20 protein-coding genes are annotated in these 19,508 nt (G+C 41.7%); 9 read left to right on the top strand and 11 right to left on the bottom strand.

Translation table 11 applies throughout. The features are described 5' to 3' along the window. The first annotated feature begins 91 nt into the window (after nt 1–91). The 5 genes from JHU38_RS02935 to JHU38_RS02955 all read left to right on the top strand — a co-directional run bounded on the left by JHU38_RS02935 (nt 92) and on the right by JHU38_RS02955 (nt 6,855). Nucleotides 92–802 (top strand): gliding motility-associated C-terminal domain-containing protein, encoded by a 711-nt coding sequence (locus tag JHU38_RS02935; protein ID WP_107580830.1) that lies wholly within the window; start codon nt 92–94, stop codon nt 800–802. Next, nucleotides 795–3,644: an excinuclease ABC subunit UvrA gene (uvrA, locus tag JHU38_RS02940; protein WP_107580831.1), complete on the top strand. Its 2,850-nt coding sequence runs from the start codon at nt 795–797 to the stop codon at nt 3,642–3,644. The genes JHU38_RS02935 and uvrA overlap by 8 nt, the downstream gene beginning before the upstream one ends. Before the next feature lie 207 nt (nt 3,645–3,851). After that, complete coding sequence (locus tag JHU38_RS02945; protein ID WP_107580832.1) at nt 3,852–5,330, top strand: Do family serine endopeptidase; 1,479 nt, start codon at nt 3,852–3,854, stop codon at nt 5,328–5,330. Between the two features lie 162 nt (nt 5,331–5,492). Then, entirely contained in the window at nt 5,493–6,356 is an 864-nt protein-coding gene (locus tag JHU38_RS02950) for a sigma-70 family RNA polymerase sigma factor (RefSeq protein ID WP_207859300.1), read from the top strand. A 28-nt stretch (nt 6,357–6,384) separates the two neighbouring features. Beyond that, nucleotides 6,385–6,855 carry a hypothetical protein gene (locus JHU38_RS02955; RefSeq protein ID WP_199222627.1) on the top strand — a complete coding sequence of 157 codons (471 nt, stop codon included), beginning with the start codon at nt 6,385–6,387 and terminating at the stop codon, nt 6,853–6,855. Between the two features lie 125 nt (nt 6,856–6,980). Here JHU38_RS02955 and JHU38_RS12510 read toward each other — a convergent pair whose 3' ends face one another. Next, complete coding sequence (locus JHU38_RS12510) at nt 6,981–7,151, bottom strand: hypothetical protein (protein ID WP_317196007.1); 171 nt, start codon at nt 7,149–7,151, stop codon at nt 6,981–6,983. A gap of 30 nt (nt 7,152–7,181) precedes the next feature. Between JHU38_RS12510 and JHU38_RS12515 the strand changes: the two genes are divergently transcribed. Together JHU38_RS12515 and JHU38_RS02965 are read left to right on the top strand one after the other, a co-directional pair. Continuing rightward, entirely contained in the window at nt 7,182–7,742 is a 561-nt protein-coding gene (locus JHU38_RS12515; protein ID WP_317196008.1) for a hypothetical protein, read from the top strand. Then, complete coding sequence (locus JHU38_RS02965) at nt 7,712–8,212, top strand: S24/S26 family peptidase (protein ID WP_107580835.1); 501 nt, start codon at nt 7,712–7,714, stop codon at nt 8,210–8,212. The genes JHU38_RS12515 and JHU38_RS02965 overlap by 31 nt, the downstream gene beginning before the upstream one ends. A 12-nt stretch (nt 8,213–8,224) precedes the next feature. Here the strand turns inward: JHU38_RS02965 and JHU38_RS02970 are convergent, their stop codons facing one another. Beyond that, nucleotides 8,225–8,500 carry a PqqD family protein gene (locus tag JHU38_RS02970; RefSeq protein ID WP_107580836.1) on the bottom strand — a complete coding sequence of 92 codons (276 nt, stop codon included), beginning with the start codon at nt 8,498–8,500 and terminating at the stop codon, nt 8,225–8,227. 29 nt (nt 8,501–8,529) lie between these two features. Continuing rightward, the gene (locus tag JHU38_RS02975; protein WP_107580837.1) at nt 8,530–10,737 is read right to left on the bottom strand and encodes a S9 family peptidase; all 2,208 of its coding nucleotides are present in this window, start codon (nt 10,735–10,737) and stop codon (nt 8,530–8,532) included. A gap of 94 nt (nt 10,738–10,831) precedes the next feature. On the opposite strand from JHU38_RS02975, the gene JHU38_RS02980 reads away from it, so the two are divergent. Continuing rightward, nucleotides 10,832–11,743 (top strand): TIGR01212 family radical SAM protein, encoded by a 912-nt coding sequence (locus tag JHU38_RS02980; protein ID WP_107580838.1) that lies wholly within the window; start codon nt 10,832–10,834, stop codon nt 11,741–11,743. A gap of 8 nt (nt 11,744–11,751) precedes the next feature. On the opposite strand, the gene JHU38_RS02985 is transcribed toward JHU38_RS02980, so the two are convergent. Beyond that, entirely contained in the window at nt 11,752–12,549 is a 798-nt protein-coding gene (locus JHU38_RS02985; protein WP_199222628.1) for a gliding motility protein GldB-related protein, read from the bottom strand. Nucleotides 12,550–12,833: 284 nt separating this feature from the next. Here JHU38_RS02985 and JHU38_RS02990 point away from each other — a divergent pair, with 284 nt between their 5' ends. Continuing rightward, on the top strand, nt 12,834–13,901 hold the full coding sequence (locus JHU38_RS02990) for an asparaginase (protein ID WP_107580839.1): 1,068 nt from the start codon (nt 12,834–12,836) through the stop codon (nt 13,899–13,901). Between the two features lie 41 nt (nt 13,902–13,942). On the opposite strand, the gene dapA is transcribed toward JHU38_RS02990, so the two are convergent. The 7 genes from dapA to JHU38_RS03025 all read right to left on the bottom strand — a co-directional run bounded on the left by dapA (nt 13,943) and on the right by JHU38_RS03025 (nt 19,487). Beyond that, a complete protein-coding gene (gene dapA, locus JHU38_RS02995) occupies nt 13,943–14,830 on the bottom strand; it encodes a 4-hydroxy-tetrahydrodipicolinate synthase (protein ID WP_107580840.1) in 888 nt (295 codons plus the stop codon). A gap of 95 nt (nt 14,831–14,925) precedes the next feature. Further along, entirely contained in the window at nt 14,926–15,846 is a 921-nt protein-coding gene (locus JHU38_RS03000; RefSeq protein WP_107580841.1) for a DMT family transporter, read from the bottom strand. Nucleotide 15,847: 1 nt separating this feature from the next. After that, nucleotides 15,848–16,579, bottom strand: a complete 732-nt coding sequence (truA, locus tag JHU38_RS03005; protein WP_107580842.1) for a tRNA pseudouridine(38-40) synthase TruA — start codon at nt 16,577–16,579, stop codon at nt 15,848–15,850. Nucleotides 16,580–16,604: 25 nt separating this feature from the next. Next, complete coding sequence (locus tag JHU38_RS03010; protein ID WP_232369815.1) at nt 16,605–17,048, bottom strand: hypothetical protein; 444 nt, start codon at nt 17,046–17,048, stop codon at nt 16,605–16,607. A 3-nt stretch (nt 17,049–17,051) separates the two neighbouring features. Continuing rightward, complete coding sequence (locus tag JHU38_RS03015) at nt 17,052–17,375, bottom strand: hypothetical protein (RefSeq protein ID WP_158267257.1); 324 nt, start codon at nt 17,373–17,375, stop codon at nt 17,052–17,054. 88 nt (nt 17,376–17,463) lie between these two features. Then, nucleotides 17,464–18,009 (bottom strand): RNA polymerase sigma factor, encoded by a 546-nt coding sequence (locus tag JHU38_RS03020; protein WP_107580844.1) that lies wholly within the window; start codon nt 18,007–18,009, stop codon nt 17,464–17,466. Next, on the bottom strand, nt 18,006–19,487 hold the full coding sequence (locus tag JHU38_RS03025) for a L,D-transpeptidase scaffold domain-containing protein (protein ID WP_317196009.1): 1,482 nt from the start codon (nt 19,485–19,487) through the stop codon (nt 18,006–18,008). The genes JHU38_RS03020 and JHU38_RS03025 overlap by 4 nt, the downstream gene beginning before the upstream one ends. Nucleotides 19,488–19,508: the final 21 nt, after the last annotated feature.

Below are 19,508 nucleotides of genomic sequence, written 5' to 3' on the forward strand. Positions count from 1 at the left end.
TGTTTATATTGCAAAATTAGCAAAATTATCGAATAACCCTACAATTATGTCATAGTTTTTGTGTAACTTTGTTATCTTTAAGAAAGTAGCGATGACAAATATAAGAAGTGTATTATTGATTGTCTTTCTGTGGACACTATCAATGTTTTGCCATGGACAATCCCTGCCGAGCGTCAACCCTTCGGCAGATATAACCCCACCGGGTGAAGAACAGCTTACGGATATTACAACCTATTCAGGCTCTGCTCCCCTATCGTGTCGTTTTAAGGCCAGACCATCCGACACCGGCGGTTGGGACGCGTTCTACGAATGGCGATTCTACCTTGATAAAGACCGTACAACTCCATATTTGAAGCGATATGAAGAAGAAACTTCTCTTGAGATCAGCAAGTCCGGAACTCATTACATTCAACTTTATGCCATTTTCGTGCATGATAAAGACACAATCACGTTTACGGAAGAAGACATTTCGCCGATTACAATTACAGTCTATGAGAGTAAACTGGAAATGCCCAATGCCTTTTCTCCCAACAATGACGGAATCAACGATATCTACAAGCCCAAAGCCGGGTATCAAAGTATCGTGAAATTTCACGCCACCATCTTCAACCGTTGGGGACAAAAGTTGTACGAATGGGACAACCCCGCAGAAGGCTGGGATGGCAAAAGTCATGGAAAAGAGATGAAACAAGGTGTTTACTTCTGTCTCGTAAAAGCTAAAGGAGCAGACGGCAGAGACTTTAATATCAAAACAGACGTAAACCTACTTAGAGGATATACAGAACGGACGAATAATGAATAAGATAGAAGTGTTGGGCGCCAGGGTCCATAATTTAAAGAATATTGATGTTGAAATACCAAGAGGCTCGCTGACCGTTATCACCGGACTATCAGGTTCGGGAAAATCCTCGTTGGCTTTTGACACGATTTTCGCAGAGGGGCAACGTAGGTATATCGAAACATTTTCGGCCTACGCACGAAACTTTCTCGGCAATATGGAACGCCCGGATGTAGACAAGATTTCAGGATTAAGTCCCGTTATCAGCATTGAACAGAAAACAACAAACAAAAATCCGAGGTCGACAGTGGGCACTACAACAGAGATCTATGACTATCTCAGGTTGTTATACGCACGGGCAGGAACGGCTTACAGCTATGTCACCGGTGAGAAAATGGTGAAATATACCGAAGAAAAACTCATCAAAATGATCTTTGACGCCTATGCCGGAAAGTCAATATATATTCTGGCTCCACTTGTACGTAACAGAAAGGGGCACTACAGAGAGTTGTTTGAAAGCATGCGCCGAAAAGGTTATCTGTATATACGCGTGGATGAAGAGATTCTGGAAATCACGCGTGGAATGAAAACAGACAGATATAAAAACCACAATATAGAGGTGGTTATTGACAAGCTCAAGGCTCCTGACACCAGCGATTTTGACGATAAACGTGCGCGACAACTGGAGGAGAGGTTGCGGAAAAGCGTTGAAACAGCCATGAAACAGGGGGACGGGCTTATCATGATACTGGACAAGGAGTCTAATTCGGGCAAATACTTCTCAAAGCGTTTGATGTGTCCTACATCAGGAATCTCCTATAAAGATCCTGCTCCTAACATCTTTTCGTTCAATTCGCCGGAAGGAGCATGCCCCCATTGCAAAGGCTTAGGCTTCGTAAACGAAATAGATATCAAAAAGGTTATACCTGACGCAAAAGTCAATATTCACGATGGCGGGATAACGCCCCTTGGCAAGTATAAGAACCAAATGATTTTCTGGCAGATAGAGGCGATACTTGCCAAATACGGCTTTAATTTAAAAACCCCTATAGAAGAGATATCACAGGAAGCCATGGAAGAAGTGCTCTATGGGAGCTTAGAGAATGTGAAGATTGATAAGGAACTGGTACATACTTCTACAGATTATTTCGTTACTTTTGATGGCATTATCAAATATATTAAAAATGTAATTGAAAATGATGACACCGCCGCAGGCCAGAAATGGGCTGACCAGTTTTTAGCTGTAACGGAATGTCCGGAATGTCACGGGCAAAGACTGAATAAGGAAGCACTCTCATACAAAATCTGGGATAAGAACATTGCGGATGTAGCGGGTCTCGATATTCTTGATTTGAAAGACTGGACCGATCATGTGGAAGAACATCTGGAGCCCCAACAAAAGGCTATTGCGGAAGAAATCATCAAGGAAATCCGAACACGGATTACGTTTCTGCTGGATGTCGGGTTGGACTACTTGAGCCTTAACAGGCCCAGCGCGTCGCTCTCGGGTGGCGAGAGCCAACGCATACGCCTGGCGACCCAAATTGGCAGTCAACTTGTCAATGTGCTGTATATCCTCGATGAGCCAAGTATCGGTCTGCATCAACGTGACAACGAACGATTGATACAATCACTGAAGGAGCTTAGGGATTTAGGCAATACCGTCATTGTTGTTGAACACGATAAAGACATGATGTTGGCGGCAGACTGGATTATAGACATCGGACCGAAAGCCGGACGCAAAGGCGGTCAGGTGGTATTTCAAGGAACTCCTGAAGAAATGCTCAAGACACACACGATTACGGCACAATACCTAAATGGAAAACAAGAAATTAAAGTGCCGGCAAAAAGAAGAACAGGTAATGGGAAAAGCATTGAAATACACAATGCCCGGGGGAATAATCTCAAAAATGTAGACGTAACATTCCCGTTAGGTGAATTGATTGTTGTTACCGGCGTATCAGGCTCTGGTAAATCGACGCTGATCAACGAAACGCTACAGCCTATCCTTTCAAAATACTTCTACCGCTCACTAAAAAAGCCTATGCCATATGATACGATCGAGGGTATAAAAAATATCGACAAGATCGTTAATGTGGACCAAAGTCCTATAGGAAGGACACCACGGAGTAACCCGGCTACATATACGGGGGTGTTTAGTGATATCAGGTCGCTATTCGTAAACTTGCCGGAGGCTAAGATAAGAGGCTATAAGCCCGGAAGATTCTCTTTCAATGTGAAAGGCGGACGATGCGAAGCCTGTGGCGGTAATGGCTATCGAAGTATAGAAATGAATTTTCTGCCAAACGTTTTTGTTCCATGTGAAGTTTGTCACGGCAAGCGGTACAATCGCGAGACGCTTGAGGTAAGGTATAAAAGCAAGAGTATTGCGGATATATTGGATATGACCATTAACCAGGCTGTTGAGTTTTTCGAGAATGTTCCCAATATCTTGAATAAAATTAAAACATTGCAGGAAGTCGGCCTGGGCTATATCAAGTTGGGACAAAGTTCGACTACGCTGTCCGGTGGCGAAAGCCAGCGTGTGAAGTTGGCAACGGAATTATCAAAACGGGACACGGGTAAAACGCTATATATTCTTGATGAACCTACGACCGGACTGCATTTTGAAGATATCAGGATTTTAATGAATGTTCTTCAAACACTGGTAGATCGTGGCAATACCGTTATTATTATAGAGCACAATCTGGATGTCATCAAGTTGGCAGACCACGTCATTGATATCGGTCCGGAAGGGGGACGAAACGGCGGAAATATCATCTTTGAAGGGACACCTGAAAATATGGCAAAGTCAACGCGGGGCTACACCTCCCGCTTCCTGGCTCAAGAGCTCGGGGTGAAATAATTGTGAAAAATAACCGACCAGCAATTAATAGCAGTTAATAGGATTAACACTATTGTTAAATTGGGATAATAATTAACTCAAACCTAACTTATTTCAGCTTAATATATATATATTTGCAACCAAACAACAAAGACGCCCGTCTCGATTTAACACTTAACAAGGGTTTGACAATAAGTAAAATAAAAACATTAGAAAATAAGAAGCATTATGAAAAAGCATTCTAATTTGATTTTAACAGCCATGTGCGTTACCGCATTGGCATTTTCAGCAGGTAGCTTCATGAGAGTGAACGCTGCAAGAAACGCAGAATCGTCGGTCATGGGACAACCCGTCGACTTAACTTACGCAACAGACAAGGCACTACCGGCTGTCGTTCATATTAAATATGTACAGAACTCAAAGATTCAGACTGTAGACGTGCAAACCGATCCTTTTGAAGATTTCTTTGGTCCATTTGGTTTTTTTGGAAATCCTAATCAAGGCAACGGCGGCACACAGAAACGTAGAGTGCAGACTCCGAAGAGGGAAGCTACCGGAAGTGGTGTCATTATTAGTCAAGACGGTTATATCGTTACCAACAATCATGTTGTAAATGGAGCTGACGAACTAACTGTTACACTGAATGACAACCGTGAATACTCCGCACGAATTATTGGGACAGACCCAACAACCGACTTGGCCGTAATCAAGATTAACGCTAAGAATCTCCCTACCCTTCCAATCGGCGACAGCGACAAGCTGAAAGTGGGCGAATGGGTACTCGCTGTAGGTAACCCATACAACTTAAGCTCAACAGTGACTGCCGGTATTGTCAGCGCGAAAGCCAGATCGCTCAGTGGCAGAGAAGATGGACCAAGCGTAGCCAGCTTCATTCAAACAGACGCGGCTATCAACCCCGGAAACTCGGGGGGTGCCTTGGTTAATACCAAAGGTGAACTGGTGGGAATCAACACGATGCTTTATTCGCAGACAGGTTCCTATAGCGGCTACGGTTTTGCAATTCCAACGACTATAATGAATAAGGTTGTGTCAGACCTGAAAGAATACGGTACCGTTCAAAGAGCTGTTCTTGGAATCAGAGGCGGTGACGTGCTCGACTATATCAACAACCAAAAGGAAAAAGACAAACAAGTAGATTTAGGAACCAATGAAGGTGTTTATGTTGACAGCGTAGAAGATGGCAGTTCAGCAGCAAGTGCCGGGGTCCAGAAGGAGGATGTAATCGTCAATATTGATGATAAAAAGATTACCAAGATATCAGAACTTCAGGAATATCTGTCCAAGAAACGCCCTGGCGATAAAGTAACAATCACATACCTTCACAACAAGGTCAAGAAGTCGAAGGCAATTACGCTTAAAAATACTCAAGGCAACACTAAACTTGTGAAGACCGCAGATTTAGATGTGCTTGGCGCAAGCTTTAAGCCTGTAAGTAAGGATACGAAAGAACAATTAGACATCACTTTCGGATTGGAAGTAACTAAGGTTGAGAAGGGAGCCATCAAAGATGGTGGAATTGGTTCTGGATTCATTATCATGTATGCCAACGACAAACCCATCAAGACAATCGCAGACTTACAAGAAGCAGTAAAGGCCGCTTCGACAAGTAAAGATCCGGTGCTGATTATCAAGGGAATGTGGCCTACAGGCAAGCAAGACTACAAAGTCGTAAAAGTAAGCGAATAAATATAACCAAACTTTAATATTTTTCAGGTTGTATAGTTTATGCGTCAAAAAGCATAAATTATGCAACCTTTTCTGGGTAAAAATGTAAATAACTATCAAAAATATTGGTGAAAAAAAAATAATGTACTAAATTTGCAACTACGCATGCAATTTTAACACTTAATGAGACAACTGAAAATCACAAAATCTATCACGAATCGAGAGAGTGCCTCTCTTGATAAGTATCTACAGGAAATTGGCCATGAAGAGCTGATTACCGTGGAAGAAGAAGTGGAATTGGCACAACGTATCAGGAAAGGTGATCGAAAGGCACTGGAGAAGTTGACTAAAGCCAATCTTAGATTTGTGGTTTCTGTTGCGAAGCAATATCAAAACCAAGGACTCAGCCTACCTGATTTGATTAATGAAGGTAACGTGGGATTGATTAAGGCCGCAGAGAAGTTTGATGAAACAAGAGGATTCAAATTTATCTCTTACGCTGTATGGTGGATTCGACAAAGCATTTTGCAGGCTATTGCGGAACAGAGTCGTATCGTCAGGCTGCCACTCAATCAAGTTGGTTCGGTGAATAAAATCAATAGAATGCTCAGTAAGTTTGAGCAAGAAAATGAACGCCGTCCCAATATTGATGAAATTGCAGACAGGATAGATTTGCCGGAAGACAAAATAGAAGAAGCACTAAAGGTAAATGGCAGACATATCTCGGTAGACGCACCCTTTGCGGAAGGTGAAGAGAATGGTCTACTTGATATTTTACCAAATATTGACACCCCTTCTGCAGACAATGACCTCGTGATAGAATCATTAAGGGAAGAAATCGGCAGAGCCCTGAGCCTCTTGAATGAGAGAGAGAGAAATGTCATAGAGGCTTTCTTTGGTATCGGAATGCCCGAAATGACGTTAGAAGAGATTGGCGATAAATACGAACTCACAAGAGAAAGAGTTAGGCAAATTAAAGAAAAAGCAATTCGTCGTCTGCGCCATAATACCCAAAATAAAATGTTAAGATCCTATCTTGGAAGATAGAATACGAATTATTGATAACAACCAGTTTATGAAACTAAAAGGATTTTGTTTAGCTGCACTACTATTGGTGTGTGGATTATCCGCCAGTGCTAAACACATAGCAACAAAAGGATTTCTTTTTGGCTTTGCTTCATCATTTAATGATTCCACTGTTTATTTTACAAATATACAAGAGGTTGACTCTATTTGGATTGATTCAAAGACCAATTTTCTGTATAGTAAAGAAAATTATTCTTATCAATTAAGAGACTATTTAAAAGACCAAGGACTTAAAACTCCAACATGTACAACGTTCTTCTCTCTCAAGCGTAAAGATATAGAAAAAAAATATCTGGCACTGAAAAAACGCTATATGACATCGAAGAAACAGAATTATATTATCAAATATTTATCTGATTCGGATTTCATATACAAAGCAATCATCTTTGAAAATGATGAAAATGAGAATGCTATAGTACAACAAGTACCCAAGAAGAACAAAAAGAACAAACGCAAGTGAACTATTTTTTCAAGATCGCGGAGCATTACATCAAATTAGACTTTGGTCAAGAAGCCATACCGGGGAAGCATTTTTTGTTTCCTTTCATGCCTTTTACTACAACACCTGTCAATACAGAGAGATTACTATTCAATATTCTGTTTACAAATAACCTCTCTCCATTCCCTGATGAGTCGGTCAATAGGATCAGGACTGTTGATACAGGAAGCTGTATCATTATTGTAGAGCAACGCCATGAAGGCGGCTATCAATTCAAGATCAGCAACCTCCAAGGTCAAAAGTGTTGCCTTCTTCACACAAACAAGTCTTTTAGTCAATGTCAATGTATGCTTTATGGTAACTTTATAAACCAAAAGCTCGGCTTTAACAATGCACTAATGCTGACTTACGCTTTTGCAGGAAGTCTACATGAAACCTTGCTCATTCATGCGGCATTAGTAAGACATGATCAAAAAGGCTACGCATTTATAGCAAATAGCGGTACCGGCAAGAGCACTCAGGCTAATAATTGGATCCAAAATATTCCAAATTGTGATTTGATGAATGATGATAACCCTATACTACGAGTTATCGATGGTACAGTCTATGCTTTTGGAAGTCCGTGGAGCGGCAAGACGCCTTGCTATAGACAGGTTAAAGCAAAATTGGGAGCAATTATAAGAATAGACAGGGCAACCCGTAATACAATAGAACAAGTTAAGCCCATCGAGGCATTTATCTCATTGCTTAACGCTTGTTCTTCAATGAAATGGGACAAAGAAATTTATGAAAAGATTTGTGAAACGATTAAACTAATTACAGAATCGGTTCCACATTATACCCTTCATTGTTTACCAGATAAAGAATCGGCATTATTATGCAGCAAAACAGTTGCAAAACAAAAATAGTCACTATCGAAAACGCGATTTTGATTCCGGAGATCATTAAATATCTAAAAAAAGGCAAGCATGTTTCCCTTCGGTTAACGGGTTATAGTATGCGGCCTATTTTGGAAAACAAGCGTGATGTCGCGGTGTTCGTGCAAGCCGAATCCTACTCCGTCGGAGATGTTGTTCTGGCTCAACTGACAGAGAATAAGTATGTTGTTCACAGAATCATTTCCATCAATAACAATAAGGTTACATTAAGAGGTGACGGCAATATTATGTGTGAGAATTGCTTGATTGAAGATATCAAAGCAGTTGCCATTGGCTTCTATCGCAAGGGTAGAAGCCACATGCTCTCCACGCAGAGCATAAAATGGCGTCTTTATTCCAAGATATGGACCAGCCTCTTCCCTATTCGGAAGTTATTATTACTCTGCTACAAAGTCAAAATGGAAATTGGCGAGAAACTATCATTCTCCCCTTGCAAATGAAGCAACAGTTCTTCAGTCTGGCTCAATGAGTCCCGCTGACTCCCATTGGTTGGCAATATCCTTACAATCTATTGCTGCAACAGAAGATTCTACATCATACTCTTGTACCATCCACTCAACAAGATCATCTATCGTGAAGGATGGACAAGATTGAGCATGCTGCCAAAGATAAGCAGCAGACTCATTCATACTTATTATGTTATCAAAATTGATATTCTCAACTCCTTCGGAAATGACCATGTGTTCCCCACACACAGTCAAAAGTTTAAAACCGGGTTTTACTTTCATTATAGTACAATTTTCTGTAATAAATTAAGCTATTTCTTTAGTTGTTCTATGAAGAAATTGCTTATTTGCCGCAATAAATGGTTACGAGTATTACCTCCATAAATACTATGATTGCGATTTGTGTAATATATTTCTCTAAAATCTTTATCCGCCTGGACCAGAGCTTCTGCATATTCGAAAGAATTTTGAGGATGAACATTGTCATCAGCCATCCCATGACAGATTAGTAATGCGCCGGATAATTTATCTGCTCTCTGGATAGGATTATCCTCATAGCCCTCAGGATTCTCTTTCGGAGTACGCATGTATCGTTCTGTGTAAATAGAGTCATAGAATTTCCAATTCGTAGGTGGAGCGATCGCAACACCGGCCTTAAAGACTGCACTGCCATCACTCATGCTCATAAGTGTATTGAAGCCACCAAAGCTCCACCCCCAGATTCCTATAGACGAAGCATCAACATAAGGTAGCGTACTAAGCCATCGTGCAGTTTCTACCTGGTCTTTAGCCTCGAGCACTCCCAAACGCAAATAGGTACACTTTTCAAACTCTGCACCACGGGCACCTGTTCCACGACCATCAACACAGACGACAAGAAATCCCTGCTGTGCTAAAAATGAATCAAACGCACCACCTTGCCCCATACTGCCTGAACTCCAGCTGTTTTTTACTTGCTGCGAACCGGGACCACTGTATTGATACAAAATTACCGGATATCTTTTACTTTTATCAAAATTTAAAGGCTTTACCATCCATCCATCTAACGACACCCCTTCCCGTGTGACAAAAGAGAAAGGTTCACGCTTGGAAAAACCATACTCGACAATCGTTTTCTTTAATGATTCGTTTGACTCTAATCCAACAATTTCTTTTCCAGAATTAGTAAGGATTGCATACCTATATGGAGTATTATAATCGCTCCAAGTATTAACAAAAAATTGAAAGTCACCCGAAAAAATCGCATCATTCCAACCCTCCCTACGCGTAATTCGTTCCGTTTTTCCATTCTTATGCGCAACATAAACCTGTCTGTCATGACTATTCAATGCTGCCGCTTGGTAATAAACATCCCCCGTTTTCTCATCATATCCATAGACTTTGGTTATATCAAATTTCCCATTACCTATCTTACGCTTCAATGTACCATTCATACTATATTCAAAGAGGTGCATGAATCCATCGCGATCACTGGGCAAGATAATACTGTTTTGTGAAATAATAACACCTTCTATTGCTTCTTCCTCCACATATTTATCCGCTTTTTCATTAATGATAAGTTGAGATAAAGTTGTTCGCGGATTCACAGAATATAGATTTAAATTATCTTGATGCCGATTCAGCGTAAATACGATAATCCTATTAGGATCCAACGTCGCCTTAATTCGTGGCATATAGTCATCCTTATCCAATGGTACTTGCAGGCGATTTGTTTTGTGCGATTGAATATCATAAGCCCAAGCAGATACCTGAGCATTCACTTCACCTGCTTTAGGGTACTTATACGTATAAAATCCGGGATAGTTGGCAAACTCTTTATGGGTTGGATGCGAGCCCTTAAACAGTTGCAGTGAATATTCTTTTACGGCGCGCTCGTCATATTTTATCCAACAAATCATCGTCCCATCAGCAGTGAACACCAATGATGAGCTTGTAGAAAGCTCTTCTTCATTCACCCAATCCGGGATTCCATTAATAATCTCATTAGGCTTGCCGTCCTTTGTTACCTGCGACTCCGCGTTATCATAAAGCAACTTGACAAGATAGATATTATTGGCTCGCACAAATGCAATCTGATGACCATCCGGCGACCAAACAGGCGACTGCTGGGGGCCATTGACGGACAATCGCTTGAGTTTCCTACTTTTAATTGTATATATATAATACTCTGCGGTAAATGACCGTCGATAGATTCTCTTTGTCGCAGTCTGAATCAACAGCTTGCTGCCATCTGGCGAAAGAATATAACCATCCACTTTCTTTATCAATTCCCCTTGCGTATTGTTTGCGTCAAATAATGTCTGAACTTGCTTTCCTGTCTTAAAGGAATATAATTCTATCTTCGTTTGGTCATCTGATACACAGGCATACTGATTTGTATTTGGCACAGGACGAATCTCACTTATCAAAGTCGCAGCAAACTTGCCTGAAGTAATATCCGCTATTGTTAGTTTCTCAAAAGCCATAAGTTGACAAACTGCAAACAAGCTGATTGCAGATAAAGAAATCAATCTTTTCATACATGCACAAAGTTATTTATTATATACACCAAGCAAAGGTAGAGAAAAAATGGTACTTTTGCAAAAGAATGATTAATAAATTCAAAATCAGCAAATGGTTTACAATGACTTTGGACACTGGATCAACAAGCAATTCCCCTTTAAAATACAAAAAATATCTATTGACGCAGGCTTTTCATGCCCCAACCGTGATGGAAGAATAGGCCGAGGAGGGTGCACTTACTGTAATAATAGAACTTTCAGTCCTGCATACACAGAAAGCAATATTAGTATTACCGAACAAATACAAAAAGGGAAAACGTTCTTTAATCGGAAATATCCCAATATGAAATACCTGGCATATTTCCAAGCATATACAAATACTTATGGTTCCATCGAACATTTAAAATCCCTTTATGAAGAAGCCTTGGCCCAAGAGGATGTAGTTGGTCTGGTCATCGGTACCAGACCCGATTGCGTGTCCGAAGAATTACTTGATTATCTGTCTTTTATCAACCAATCTAAAATGGTCATTATAGAATATGGTGTTGAATCCATATATGATGACACATTACTAAACATAAATCGAGGCCATACCTTTGAATGCAGCAAACGGGCTATCAAACAAACACATGAACGAGGAATCGTCACGGGAGCTCACATGATACTTGGCCTTCCCGGTGAAAATAGAGAAATGATCATTGCGCAAGCGGATTGCATGTCAGCACTCCCCATTGACATCATAAAGCTTCACCAAATGCAGATCATTAAGGGAACTCAACTCGCTAAAGACTTTGCAAACACCCCCTTTCATGTTTTCACAGCCGAGGAATATATAGACATTGTCGCTGAATACATCAGCCGTCTTCGTGAAGACATCGTTATAGATCGCTTTGTTAGCGAGTCTCCTAAAGACCTTCTTGTCGCTCCTCAATGGGGACTTAAGAATTTTGAATTTACGAATCTTCTTACCAATTACCTTAAGAAGAAGAACATTATCCAAGGATGCAAATACAAAAGAGCGTAAAAGAATTTCTACTTAAAGTTCCTGTAATCATTACTCTCCAATAGCGTTTTTATCGTATAAGTCGGATGCGAAGCCATAAATCTATCAACCGAAGCAACAAACGGAGATGAAAAGAATTTTCTATGCATCAATCTATTTGTAACCCACATCATCTTTCCCATGTGCAAATCATGTTCTCTTTGTGAACGCGTACCCAGATTTTCCAACGGATACAGGCTCAACAAATAAAAACTCAGTCCATCGGGCACAATATACTCACGGGTCATGGTCATTCTCTGCTGTTTAGGGTAATACTTTAGATACAAAGGGTAATCCTCACCCAAATACTTATCTAAAGAAATTCCAATCAATTTATCACCGATAACAACACTTTGGTTAAGAGCCCCTATTTGTGTATAAATATCGGGAATAGGAACTCCGGGGATTTTCTTCCTCAATCGAGCAAACGCGTCATTAAACGCCTGTTTGATATCATCCATATTCGCATATTGAGCTTCCGCATCCGATATCAAAGTTTGGAGTGTCGTGTCTTGATAAAAACTAAGAAACTTATTGTTAATATTTGGCTCATACACAGCTCCTATTTTCAATACATTCTCGACCAAGGTACGAGTTTCTATTGGATATTCCGTATTCATCTGTTGTAAAGCCGAGAAGTCACCTGTAGTCAGATAACGGCTTTCCAAGCGATCATAACGATATATCTTGATCACGCTTTCTTCTTGTTCGCCCAATGATTTCAAATTAAAATCACAACAAGTGCAAACAAAAAGGATATATGACAATATGTATAATGAATTTTTCAATAGCTCCTGCTTTAGAAACACCTTTACAAATGCAAAAATAGTAAATATTATCATATTATCCAAAAGAAAAGCTAAAAAACTTAAAGAAAAAGGCAAAAATACAACATTATGAGGATTCTATTACTAATTTATTCTAATAAGAGACTGTTGAGTCACGTTAAAGCAGATACAATATCAATACGCTTGCGTATGAATATTTTATAGTAAGTAACCATAATATTTGGTTCGAAATGGAAATTAATTTAAATTTGCATTTAATTCAATTCATAACATCGATTTTAAGAATGTCACAAAAGGAGAATAAAGTATTATTGATTTATACCGGTGGTACAATCGGAATGGGACGTAATCCATTTACGGGCGCTTTAGAGCCTCTGGACTTTAACCATTTAAGAGACAATGTCCCTGAAATGAAATATATCAAAGCTACCATTGACATATACCAATTCGAACAGCCCATTGATTCCAGTGATATCGACCCTACAACCTGGGCCAGATTAGTCAAGATCATCAATGAGAATTATCAAACTTATGCCGGCTTTGTCATTCTCCACGGCACAGACACCATGGCCTACACAGCTTCTGCCCTTTCGTTCATGCTTGAAAATCTGACTAAACCGGTGATCCTTACTGGTAGCCAACTGCCTATCGGACAGTTGAGAACGGATGGAAAGGAAAATCTCGTTACCAGCATCGAACTGGCCTCACTCACTGATGACAGAGGGAGGGCACTCATTCCCGAAGTATGTATTTATTTTAGTGGGAAAGTGTTGCGAGGAAATCGTGCAACCAAACAAAATGCCGATGAATTTAACGCTTTCGACACTTTTAATTACCCACATCTATGCGAAGCCGGTGTCAATTTCACGTTCCATTCTCATCATATTCTCACCCCTGACTTCTCCAAGCCTATGACTCCCCATTTCGATTTGAATCCCAATATCATGGTGTTTTCTTTATTCCCCGGCATTCAGGAAAACGTTGTTCGTCAACTGATTGACGCGCCTGAGCTTAAGGGAATCGTACTGCGAAGCTATGGTAGCGGAAACGCGCCGCAGCAACCATGGCTCATCAGGCTGTTGCGCGAGGCCACCAAGCGAGGCGTCAGTGTTGTCAACATCAGCCAATGTATTTCGGGACGAGTTGAAATGGGAAGATACAACACGGGCTATCAACTCAAAGACGCAGGGGTTATCTCAGGCTACGACAGCACTGTAGAAGCTGCTACTACCAAATTAATGTACCTTTACGCAAAATATGATGATATAAATATGATTCGAAAACTGATGAATGAATCTATTGCAGGAGAAATCAGTAAGACCGTTGAATATCTTTCAGAAGATTTACAATGATTTTATTTACCTTTTACCAATTTATATAATAGAATAGAAAGCTAAATCCGCAAATCCTTTATAATTTCAGCCATCTTTTGTTTCGTTTTGATTGTTGTTGGAACAAGCGGCAGTCTCAATACATTTTCTATCATACCCATATCATTCAGCAAGGCCTTAACACCGGCCGGGTTGCCATCAACAAACAACAGGCTGTAGAGTTCGGTAAACATGTGGTGTATTTTCCGTGCAGGTTCATACTCTCCTTTAAATTCCAAACGAATCATCCGTGAAAACTCCTTGGGCAAAGCATTACCAATAACAGATATAACCCCGGCAGCCCCACTGGCTATCATAGAGAATGTCAGTGCGTCGTCACCACTGATTACATCAAAATTATCGGGCTTATTCTTGATAATCTCATCTACTTGCTCCAAACTACCACTCGCCTCTTTGATCGCTATAATATTATTAAAATCACGCGCCAACCTTATGGTTGTTGAAGGTTTCATATTAATACCGGTCCTTCCGGGCACGTTATAGAGCACAATGGGCAACGGACTGGTCTCCGCAATCGCTTTAAAATGCTGATAAAGTCCTTCCTGAGATGGTTTGTTATAATACGGACAAATACTCAGAATACCATCTATGCCGCTCCAATCGGTGCTACGAATCTCGTCTACAACTGCTGCCGTATTATTACTTCCGCAATATTTCAATATCCTGACACGACCATTATTCACCTGCTTGACTGTTTCTGTAATTTTATCTTTTTCCTCACGGGTCAAACAAGGTGTTTCACCTGTCGTTGCCAATATACATAAAAAGTTAGCACCATTGACTATCTGATAGTCTACCAATCCGGCCAAGGCCTTGTAATCCACCTCTCCCTCTACCGTAAACGGTGTAATTAACGCAACTCCAAGCCCCTTAAAGATATTCTGTGCCATATTGATTTTCTTACGATTCTATTCGCAAAGTTACAAGAAATATATCTAATCGCAAAAGAATTACTTTCAATAATTTCACTCTATACGGCCCTGTTCTATTTATAGGAACCGATAAAAAGAAAGATCATTCCCAGCAGAACCAACATCAGGTCGAAAACTTTAGACTTCAGATTCTTCTCATGGAAGAGGAAGGCGCCGAACAGAAAACTTACAATGACACTTCCGCGTCTTACCATCGACACGATGGAAATCATCGCTCCCGGCAAACTCAGAGCGTAATAATAAACAAAATCTGCCGCGCTAAGGAAGAGAGAAATAAACAATATTGTCCATTTCCACCGAAAACGGGTTCCTTGTTTCCGCACAGGCCACCACAGTAACACAAAGACAATCCCCATCAACAGCATTTGATAAAGATTATACCAACTTTGCACCACCATGCGATTCAGCCCAAGCCCGCCTGCTTCTCTGCCCGCCATCAGAAACTTGTCATACAAACCGCTCACGGCTCCCAAGACTGCGGCCAACAATAAGAAATATATCCAGCGGTTATGTTGAAAATCAATACCTTCCTTCTTCCCGCTTCTGCTCAGCATTCCCAAAGAAACGATAGCCAGCAATACACCTAACCACTGCCAGCCGTTCAGTCGTTCGCCATACACCAGCATGGCACCGACCAATACAAGAACCGGACGCGTAGCATTGACAGGCCCGACAATGGTCAGCGGCAAATGCTTCATCGCAAAATAACCAAACACCCAACTGGAAAGAACAATGATACTTTTTAGGATGATATACTTATGCACATCCCACCCTACCTGCCGCACAAAGAATACGTTTCCATCCAAGATACCCGTGCACCCCGAAAGAATAATAAAAGGCAAGAATATCAAAGAGCAGATAACCGTATTCAGAAAAAGAACGGGAACGACAGAATTATCCTCAAGAGCGGTCTTCTTACACGAGTCATAACAACCCAACAGGGCTGCCGACAAGAAAGCTAAGATCAACCACATACTAATATTCTACATTTTCAAGGAATAAGGCATTCCCCGGCACACTCTCACCCGCTTCCGACCGACTGCCCGAAGCTACGATATCACGAAACGCTTCCAGCGAAACGCGATGGCGCCCAACATCCAACAGAGTACCCACGACAGCTCTTACCATATTACGCAAAAAACGATCGGCGGCTATCTCAAAGTACCAACAATAATCAGACTCCTTCACCCAACGCGCGGTCATTACGTTACAGATCGTGGTCTTGGCGTCACTATTACTTTTACAGAAAGCCGCAAAGTCCTTTATATCCAACAAATAAGCCGCGGCTTCATTCATCAGTCCGAAATCGAGATTACCATGTAATTCATAAGAATAATGACGACGAAAAGGATCTTTCCGCAAATGGATATAATAATGATAGGTTCGTTTGACCGCGGAAAAACGGGCATGAAAATCAATATCCACTCGCTTCACGGCATACACGGCAATATCATTTGGCAATACTCTGTTCAGCCGATAGGCCAGCTGATCGCACGCCACTTCCCGGGCAAAGTCAAAATGGGCCACCATATTACGGGCATGAACGCCCGCGTCGGTCCGCCCGGCCCCCACTACAGAAATGTCGTCGCGCAACACAAGGCTTAAGGCTTCCTGCAACCTTTGCTGCACGGAAACGCCATTAGGCTGTATCTGCCAACCATGATACGCAGTTCCGTCAAACCCAAACGTTATTGCGTAACGTCTCATATCTCCGCTATCAGGCAAAGCCATGCTATTTCTTGTCAAACGCTCTTCTGAACGCACGGCGATGAAAGCGCTCTTCCGCCTTCAATATACGCAACACTTTGCCTGCCGGCAGTATCTTCAAGAACTTTTGGTGATAAGATTGTTGAATCTTCTTTAATTGAATATCTATCAAGTCGCTTTTGATGATTGCTTCGCGGCAGGCTTTATCGTCCGACGTATCGGTATGACGATAGCGGCGCACTTGCTCAAAATAAGCACGCTGCCGTTTCATCATCTCCCTATAAACCGGAAAAAAACGAGCTGCCTCATCTGTCGTCAGCTCAGCTTCCAACGTGATAAAACGCTCCAAAGCCGCCTGAAATTTTAGCGGGTCAAATTTAGGCTTCGCACCTTTCGGGTCTTCCGCCCACACCTGTAAAGATATCAATAATCCGATAAACGAAAATGTTATAATTTTAATATTGCGCATAAATTAGTTATTATCAATGAGCGACGCGTAGATTTCTTCATTATCCATCATGGTGTAATCCGCAATTTCATCGATGATCGAATAGGCCGCATTGTGAGAATAGGCACCTGCGCCAAAGTCATCCGGGGAGTCGGTTGACATATAACGCAGCCCCAATAAGGATGAAGCGGAAACCACACCTACCAACATGGCCACTTTCAACCAACGGTAAGAGGGCCGCGCTATAGGTTTCATGGCTACAGACTTTACCGATTCATCGGGCAAATTCGACAGAATTTCTTCCGACAGATGGTCAAAATACCCTTCCGGAACTTTAAAACGGTTCATGCGGCCAAATTGTTTTAGGATTTTATTTTCTTCTCGATCCATAGTTTCATTCTGTTTTATTATAGTGACGAAATAACGCTCTCAAAGTTTAATCCTTCATGTGGAAATAATCTACTATTTTCTTTACGGCAAGATGATAACTGGCTTTTAAGGCGCCTTCACTTGTCCCCAGTATCTGACTAATTTGTGAATATTTCATCTCTTCAAAGTAACGCATCGTGAACACCGCACGCTGCACCTCCGGCAGCCCTGCGACAGCCGCCTGAAGCCGGGCCTGTGTTTCATCGCCATCGAAGTATTCGTCGGCCAACAGGCGCTCGGCCACAGACTCATCCATACTATTCCCTATCGTGCTGAACTTTTTCTGACGACGCAGAAAATCAAGCGCTTCATTATAAGCTATACGATACAACCATGTCAACAGGCTGGATCTGCCTTCAAACCGGTCCAGATTGTTCCACGCTTTCAGAAACGTATTTTGCAGAATATCATCGGCATCATCATGATCAAGTACGACATGGCGAATCTTCCAGTACAGCGGTTCACTATACCGGGCCACGAGTAACGAGAATCCTTGCTTGCAACTACTCGCGTCACCAAGTAACTTCAATATTTGCTCTTCGTCTATTTTCAAAAGTAATTCCTTAAATGGTGACTTATCACTCGATCATAACCATAGATATCCGGATATTGTCGTAACCGGCCGCTCTCGTCCGGATAAATCGTAAAATAGGTGATAAACAAAGGAACCAAGGGCTTCAAGCCGACACTGCGAAGCAGCATATCCGTCCGCAGTGTGTCTTTTTCGCCTTCGGGTAAATCCGGATTGGGTTCTATCTCTTGCGCGCCCATCGAATAAGCCAGTTTGTCTGTTATGCGCTTATCCTTATCTTCCAACATAAAGACGGCCAGTTCATAGGGCTTCTCCACCCTGATACAGCCATGTGACACATCCCGATCTTGCTGACGGAACACGGTTTTAGAACTTGTATCGTGCAGAAAAACAGAAAAATTATTATCAAATCGGAAGATAATGCGTCCAAGCGAGTTGCCTTCGCCTCCTTTCTGAGCCAACAGAAAGTCTTTGCTCGTCAACATTTCTGTCGTTATATGTGCCGGCTCGATCACACGCCCCGTCTTCCGTTCCTTGACAAAAAAATTACGCGAATAGAAATAATCGGCATTGCCCACATGTTTCAATACGTCTTTTTTTATGATAGAACGTGGCAGAACCCACAGCGGATTGATATCCATCCGCTTGATTCGACTCGTCAGCAACGGCGTTTTAGTTTCATTCGACCCACACCCGATACGCATGTCCAACACACTGTCACCATCTACGGCTTGCAGATGGAAAGACGGCAGATTCACAATTACATATTTTCTGTGCATCGCCGGATAGTCATTGTGTCGCCATCGACAGCGTTCCATATTACAAAGTATTCGCGTTCGCTCCCGCGAAAAACGCCGCACCGTTGCCAATTCATTTTTCAAACGGGTATAAAGTGGTCCGGTCGGTTGAATCTCTTTCAGGAACGAAGCTACACTGTCATGCCTTATCTTGTCAAGCATCAGCCTATAAAAACGCTTATCAAATTTGTCTGTATGCACGTCATACAGCACTCTATAGGATGTTTTCGTAGAATCATCGTCCAGCAAATCTATCCGATTCAACACATAGCGGGGATTGACAAAACCGAAACGCTGTCCGATCGAATACCTAAAGAAAGCCTTTGTCAGATTATACTCCAGACGGGCAGCCACACGGTTGATGGTATTCCCACCATCAAAATCCAATTCATGAAACCGCCGTAAGTCTTCCCGTAACTGCGAATAACGAAATTTCTCCCTGCTGAAGCCCATTTGCTCCACATCCTTTATATAGCTTACTACGGAATCCGCCCGCCTGTCAACTCCCTGTCGGTCCAGCCAAAGAAAAGTCTTATTGCGAAGATAATAGCTGCGAGCACGATAGTCGGCCGTCATGGAATCGGTGTCTTCATGTACTAATTTGAGCAGTTCGGTCTTGATTTTGCCCTCATCCAATTGGTATGCCGCCTCCTTGAAACGCGCGTAAGATTCCAATGTTAAAGTGGTATTGGGATTCTTCACACCCTCGTTGCAAGCCAACAA

The sequence above is a fragment of the Prevotella illustrans genome, from assembly GCF_017426725.1.
In the GTDB taxonomy this organism is placed as follows: domain Bacteria; phylum Bacteroidota; class Bacteroidia; order Bacteroidales; family Bacteroidaceae; genus Prevotella; species Prevotella illustrans.

What these genes read in the sequence shown, in the direction of transcription:
- JHU38_RS02935 (WP_107580830.1), top strand. Translation starts at nt 92, where the DNA reads ATGACAAATATAAGAAGTGTATTATTGATTGTCTTTCTGTGGACACTA.
- uvrA (WP_107580831.1), top strand. Translation starts at nt 795, where the DNA reads ATGAATAAGATAGAAGTGTTGGGCGCCAGGGTCCATAATTTAAAGAAT.
- JHU38_RS02945 (WP_107580832.1), top strand. Translation starts at nt 3,852, where the DNA reads ATGAAAAAGCATTCTAATTTGATTTTAACAGCCATGTGCGTTACCGCA.
- JHU38_RS02950 (WP_207859300.1), top strand. Translation starts at nt 5,493, where the DNA reads ATGAGACAACTGAAAATCACAAAATCTATCACGAATCGAGAGAGTGCC.
- JHU38_RS02955 (WP_199222627.1), top strand. Translation starts at nt 6,385, where the DNA reads ATGAAACTAAAAGGATTTTGTTTAGCTGCACTACTATTGGTGTGTGGA.
- JHU38_RS12515 (WP_317196008.1), top strand. Translation starts at nt 7,182, where the DNA reads ATGCTTTATGGTAACTTTATAAACCAAAAGCTCGGCTTTAACAATGCA.
- JHU38_RS02965 (WP_107580835.1), top strand. Translation starts at nt 7,712, where the DNA reads ATGCAGCAAAACAGTTGCAAAACAAAAATAGTCACTATCGAAAACGCG.
- JHU38_RS02970 (WP_107580836.1), bottom strand. Translation starts at nt 8,500, where the DNA reads ATGAAAGTAAAACCCGGTTTTAAACTTTTGACTGTGTGTGGGGAACAC.
- JHU38_RS02975 (WP_107580837.1), bottom strand. Translation starts at nt 10,737, where the DNA reads ATGAAAAGATTGATTTCTTTATCTGCAATCAGCTTGTTTGCAGTTTGT.
- JHU38_RS02980 (WP_107580838.1), top strand. Translation starts at nt 10,832, where the DNA reads ATGGTTTACAATGACTTTGGACACTGGATCAACAAGCAATTCCCCTTT.
- JHU38_RS02990 (WP_107580839.1), top strand. Translation starts at nt 12,834, where the DNA reads ATGTCACAAAAGGAGAATAAAGTATTATTGATTTATACCGGTGGTACA.
- dapA (WP_107580840.1), bottom strand. Translation starts at nt 14,830, where the DNA reads ATGGCACAGAATATCTTTAAGGGGCTTGGAGTTGCGTTAATTACACCG.
- JHU38_RS03000 (WP_107580841.1), bottom strand. Translation starts at nt 15,846, where the DNA reads ATGTGGTTGATCTTAGCTTTCTTGTCGGCAGCCCTGTTGGGTTGTTAT.
- truA (WP_107580842.1), bottom strand. Translation starts at nt 16,579, where the DNA reads ATGAGACGTTACGCAATAACGTTTGGGTTTGACGGAACTGCGTATCAT.
- JHU38_RS03010 (WP_232369815.1), bottom strand. Translation starts at nt 17,048, where the DNA reads ATGCGCAATATTAAAATTATAACATTTTCGTTTATCGGATTATTGATA.
- JHU38_RS03015 (WP_158267257.1), bottom strand. Translation starts at nt 17,375, where the DNA reads ATGAACCGTTTTAAAGTTCCGGAAGGGTATTTTGACCATCTGTCGGAA.